The sequence below is a fragment of the Aquimarina aggregata genome (assembly GCF_001632745.1).
In the GTDB taxonomy this organism is placed as follows: domain Bacteria; phylum Bacteroidota; class Bacteroidia; order Flavobacteriales; family Flavobacteriaceae; genus Aquimarina; species Aquimarina aggregata.
In genome coordinates this window covers 1-5385 of the sequence record NZ_LQRT01000026.1, presented here as the reverse complement: position 1 = coordinate 5385, position 5385 = coordinate 1, and the positions used below count along the sequence as shown (strand labels likewise).

Annotated in this window: 8 protein-coding genes; all 8 read right to left on the bottom strand. The window is 29.4% G+C overall.

Going from position 1 to position 5385, the window contains the following annotated elements:
- Nucleotides 1–282: 282 nt before the first annotated feature.
- The gene (locus tag AWE51_RS18180; protein WP_066316420.1) at nt 283–750 is read right to left on the bottom strand and encodes a hypothetical protein; all 468 of its coding nucleotides are present in this window, start codon (nt 748–750) and stop codon (nt 283–285) included.
- A gap of 188 nt (nt 751–938) precedes the next feature.
- Nucleotides 939–1517: a hypothetical protein gene (locus AWE51_RS18175; RefSeq protein WP_198403849.1), complete on the bottom strand. Its 579-nt coding sequence runs from the start codon at nt 1515–1517 to the stop codon at nt 939–941.
- A gap of 311 nt (nt 1518–1828) precedes the next feature.
- Nucleotides 1829–2251 carry an ester cyclase gene (locus AWE51_RS18170; RefSeq protein ID WP_066316414.1) on the bottom strand — a complete coding sequence of 141 codons (423 nt, stop codon included), beginning with the start codon at nt 2249–2251 and terminating at the stop codon, nt 1829–1831.
- Nucleotides 2252–2257: 6 nt separating this feature from the next.
- Nucleotides 2258–3052 (bottom strand): alpha/beta hydrolase, encoded by a 795-nt coding sequence (locus AWE51_RS18165; RefSeq protein ID WP_066316412.1) that lies wholly within the window; start codon nt 3050–3052, stop codon nt 2258–2260.
- A 6-nt stretch (nt 3053–3058) separates the two neighbouring features.
- On the bottom strand, nt 3059–3490 hold the full coding sequence (locus AWE51_RS18160) for a nuclear transport factor 2 family protein (protein WP_066316411.1): 432 nt from the start codon (nt 3488–3490) through the stop codon (nt 3059–3061).
- A 61-nt stretch (nt 3491–3551) separates the two neighbouring features.
- Complete coding sequence (locus tag AWE51_RS18155) at nt 3552–3977, bottom strand: MarR family winged helix-turn-helix transcriptional regulator (protein WP_157766167.1); 426 nt, start codon at nt 3975–3977, stop codon at nt 3552–3554.
- Nucleotides 3978–4094: 117 nt separating this feature from the next.
- On the bottom strand, nt 4095–4238 hold the full coding sequence (locus AWE51_RS27235; protein WP_394332236.1) for an NADPH-dependent FMN reductase: 144 nt from the start codon (nt 4236–4238) through the stop codon (nt 4095–4097).
- Nucleotides 4239–4502: 264 nt separating this feature from the next.
- Entirely contained in the window at nt 4503–5237 is a 735-nt protein-coding gene (locus tag AWE51_RS18145) for a hypothetical protein (RefSeq protein WP_066316405.1), read from the bottom strand.
- Nucleotides 5238–5385: the final 148 nt, after the last annotated feature.

Genomic DNA, 5385 nt, shown 5'->3' with positions numbered 1-5385 from the left:
GACAACTCCTTTTAGCAAAGGCTTTGTCCGTCTCTTTGATCAGAATAAAACTCCATAATCCTCGCGTACTCCTCCGAAAAAATTGTCCTTGCGAACTGGACTATTGCATACAACGTTTAATATATGTGTCGTAGCAGAGCAAAATGTTACCTGCTTTTCGATTTTTCTGCGCATTGGATGCTTACTTTTACTTTCTGCAAGCACTGCGCCTTACCAAAAATACAACAACCATTGGATTGATCACTTTGCTGCTATGATCACATATATGGTGTTGTGGCCAGTTTATTTATTTAATCTTGTTATCATAATCATAATATTCCAGAGAGAGAATAAGTCATTTCCTTTTTTCGTAATAAAAATCGTTTCTTTCCCGTCAAATTCGATAACTAACAATTCGCGTTCGTTGCGTTTTTTAATTTTTTTGAGCTTAGTTTCGCCAGCTTCTGCTTTTTCGAAATATTCTTTCCGATTTTTAGAATCCACATCTTCAATTGCATCTAATTTTACAGAGTTGAATTTTGTTCCATCATACCCAATAATTCTTTTTGTTCCCAATGCTGTCCAATTATTATTTGAATCCGTAAATAGTAAGATTATTTTTCCGCTATCTTTTTCGTCAAAATGATTTAAGTATTTCATTTTGACTTCGTCAGTCAAGTTCTCAAATAAAAATGCAGTTTTATTCGGCAGATTATGTTGAGAAGCTCTCCACTTAATTCTATCTTCTATAAATTCGACTGTTTTTCGCATTCAGTTTAATTGGCTACAACGTTATAAGTATGTGTCGTAGCAGAGCAAAATGTTACCGAGCCTTCGACTTTTTCTGCACTGATTTTATAACTTTTCATCATAAAATCTTTATGCCATAGCAAATATACAAGAACCTTTGAGTTATCACTTAACTGCTATGACACCATACTTGGTGTTGGTGGTAGTTTTTACTTTTCAGGTTTCTCTAATGTCAAAAATTTTAAATAATCGTCAATTTTTTCGTCAAATTTAGGTCGTCTGTCAATATGAGATTGATAAGCTTGTATATTTGGCGTCCAATCAAAATATACTCCGGCACTATTTTTATTTATTTCGTTAGATTGATCTTTTGTCAGATGTAATTTTTGTTCATAGATTTTTTTTGGCTTTCGATCTACGACTTCAACATAAACTTCCAAATCATAATCTCCTTCGATAAATTTAAAGTTTGAATCGCTTTTTGGTAGTAAGAAATGGTGATTGCTTGATATTCCAGATTTATCAATAAATAGGCCGCTACCTCTAACTAATCCATTATCATCATAAACCCAAATATTAAAAATTTGATTAAGATTCTTTCCAATGAGTTTAATATGCATATTCTGAATATAAACACCTCTTAGAGAACTGCTATAAAGAAGTGTTCTAATGAATATTTTTTTATGGTCATTTCCAACTCCATCAGGTCCGAAAAAAATAATGGATGGCTTAGTCATTTTTACATTACCTTTCTTAACTCTTGTCAACCAAAAGGTAATTGCTGACATTGTTATCGCTATTATTGAAATTGTCAACGAAATATACTCCATTATTTTTTTATCTTAATTACCACCAACGGTCTTGTATATGAAAAGTAGCGGATTTATAAGCACTAATCTTTCGGAAAGCAATATACTTAATTAAAAGGAAAAACGATTCAGGCTTGTACCTTAGCGCTATTTTTTATATACGGTGTTACCTGCTGGCTTTTAATTTTATGTTTGGGAACTAATCCTATTTACACTTTAAATTTCTTCTTAAGAATGGTTTGTAATAAATCATTTCAAGATTTAAAAATAATATGCTTTATTCTTGAAATTTAACAAGTATTTCTATTTTTAAATGGAATTAGTTGATTTTGAATAGCATTACCATCAATTAAAGCCCAATGTGCTGTAATTTTTTTGTTTTTAAGTTTATAATATCTATAACCCTCAGTTTTAATATTTAAATCTGTAGGATTGATGCCTCTCCAAACACCAATGTGTTTAAGATTCATTTTTATTTTTACAATTACGTTATCTTCTTCGCTAACAATAGTATCAATAATTGTTTTATGTTCAAATGATTTACCAGTTCCAATAATCCAATTTTTCATCCCTTTTTTGTTGGTAGGTAATGTTGATGGTAGTGAATAGTCAATAAAATCATCAGAAATATAAGTATCCATTTTTTCAAACTGATTTAGATTCCATATCTGTTCAATAAAATCAATAACAATAGATTTATTTGTAGTATTCATATTAAACTATTCTTTAAGTATTTCTTGTTTTATTTTTTGTTCAATTTTTTCCTTATGTGTTGTAGTCAATAAAAAATGACCAGTATTTTTAAAGGTGGTTAATTCAACATTTTTGTTCAATTGTTTTGCTTTATTACTAAAATCTGAGATGGTTGAATATGCTATATATTCATCAGTTGTGCCATTAAAGAGATAAAGTTTGGTTTTCAAGTTTTGAATATGATTAATAGGCGATAGTTCTATTTTTTCGTTAGTAGTCATTACAGATGTTTTTAATAGTTCATCTTCCATTAAATCTACTGGCGAGGCAATGGTAAATACTCTATTCGCTATGGGGATTGATTCATCTGTATTCAATTGAGTCATTAGGGCCAAATGTCCTCCGGCCGAATAACCTATCAGAAATAACTTTGACATATCTAAGTTTAGTTTTTCCTTATTCTGCTTTAGATATCTTAAAGCATCTTTGGAATCGTAAAGACAGTCTTTAGGTGTTGTTGTTTTTAAATTGGCTAATCGGTATTGTACACAAACTGTATGATAACCTAATGATGAAAACATTATAGCTTTTTCAAAAAAGAATGATGGTGACCCAGAAATCCAACCACCAGGATGAAAAAAAACAATTACAGGTTTTTTTTCCTCTTTATTTGAAGTGAAAAGGTGTAATTTTAAGAGAGTATTACCTATTTCTTTATAGGTAATACTCTCTTTGATTAATTGTCTATTACTATCTTCTTTCTGTGATTTACAGAAAGAAATGGATAGAATAGAAACAATAGCTATTAATAGATATTTCATTAATTATTAGAAAATCAAGGTTACAAAATCTTGAAACACCAACCATTTACCTTTGATTTTCACCAATGAATAAAAATTCTTTAATGTAGGTTTCCCAGGGCTTGTGAGTGTCATTTTTATTGAAGCCATATTATTTCCAATCAATTGAATATCTTCATAATTAGCAGTTCTTTCATATCCTCCAAATTTTTTGGTTTTTATAAATGATACATAAGTTTTTTTGTCCAAAATAGATGTGGCGTCTTTTTTAGTATCGTATAATACAACTCTAAAGTCATCATGTAAGTATGGTTTTAATTTTGCAACATCATTTATATCTCCTGCATGGATGTATGATGTTAGTGTAGATTTTATATCATCAGTATTACCATTTTGAGCTTTTGATTTACAAGAAAATAAGACAACGATTGTTAATAATGTTAAAATTTTTGTTTTCATAATTTTTAATTTAAAATGTTTAATTTATTAAAGTTAGCTAGACAACTAAATAGACGAAAAATTAGTCGCTTAGATTTTTTAGAATTTTATTTAGAATAGTTTCAATACTTTCATTTTCTTTTTCTGATAGTTTACTTAGACCTGAAAAACGGATTTTTTCGATAATAGGGTATAAGTCATTAATTAAAGTTTGTCCTTTTTTAGATATAGATAATTCAACTTTTCTAGAATCTATTGAAGATGGTGTTTTTATTATGTACTCTTTTTTTTCTAAATGATTAACCATTCTTGAAATAGTAGGCTTATCCTTTACAAGTTTGTCTCCCACAGAAATTTGATTTATATATTCATTTTCATTTATTATGTTTAAAACAAGCCATTGTTCAATAGTAATATCAATATTATGAGATTTAAGTACATTTTGGCCATACTGTCTAATTCTTCTGGCGGTAAGTTCTATTTTAAAGTATAGGTTATTATTAATCATTGATGCAAATATAATAAAATAGTTAGCTAAGCAACTATTTATTCTTAATTTAATTAATAAGTCCAATTGGTATGTTAGAGAAAATAGTTGTTGATACGTAACATTCAATCATATTTTTTAAACCACTCGAAATGTTGAAACATATTCAGGTGCACAAATTATAATTCCGTCTGCATTCGTAATTCTATTTCGAAAGGCAACAATTTGTTCTGGTACATTTTTGTCAGTCAGTTCTATTTTAAAATGTGGTAATTCATTCAAATCATCTATAATTCCCAAACCGAAATTAGCTTTACCTGATTCCAATTTGTATTCAAGCGTGGTTTTTTAGGCTTGCAGGTAACGTTAAATATATGGCATTTAGGGCAGAAAATAAACAGTTATTTTCGATTAAGCACTAAGCCAAATTTTTGCATTTTGAATTATCTTTTTCATTATAAAGCCAAATCAAAAGATTTGGCGACATAGCAAACAAACACAGCCTTTTCGGACCAATTTAAAACGCCCTATTTGCTATATATAGTGTTATGTGCTCGCAGTTTTCATTTTTTTATCCATTCCGTAAATTAACTCTCGGAAGTTTTCAAATCCGCTAATGTTTATTTTTTCAGGTTGTTTTTTATCTCCAATTTGGAACATTACTATTCCAAAAGCTATTGGTAAAAGCAAAAACCAATTAAAAGACCAAATCCACCAAATTCCAATTCCAGTAAAAAAACCGACAAACATTATATTCCGTCCGATTCGAGATAATTTATTTGCTTTAAACTCAAATTCAGACATTGTTCCAGGAGCAATTCTATTCACCTCGTCAACTAAAAGTCCACCGTATTTTAGAAAAAAAGGATTGATTTCACTACTCGGTTTTAATTCAGAAATGTCAGCACCTTTTTCTTTTAGATTCTGCTTTAAAGTCCGAAATATTGATGCAGTTTGACAGTTTTGTCCTAAAAGTTTAATTGGTTCGATATTTTGTTTTTCAGAGTGTTTTGAAATGTATTCACAAAAATCTGAAAGTGTATTTTTATCTTCGTCAGTAAAGAGTTGTTCCAATTCTGATATTGGCGTTTTCAGATTGAAATTTTTGTAATAAACTTGAGCTAATTTATTTGGCTCTATCAAATCACAAATATCTCTCCATTCGAAAATAGTCGTCTTGAAATTCGGCTCCATTTCTTTACCAACCATTGGATCAAATTCAGCTTGGAATTGATAAGATGAGATTATTATCTCCAATATGTCTTCTTTACTGTATTTCATTTAAAGTACGATGTTTTTTAGCTTGTACATAACGTTAAGTGTATGTTTTGTTTGGTGATAATCGTTTGCGAAGCGCTAGCGTAGACAAACTATTTGCCAAATGAAATCATACACAGTGTTGTGTGCTTTATGCTTTTTAATTTAATTT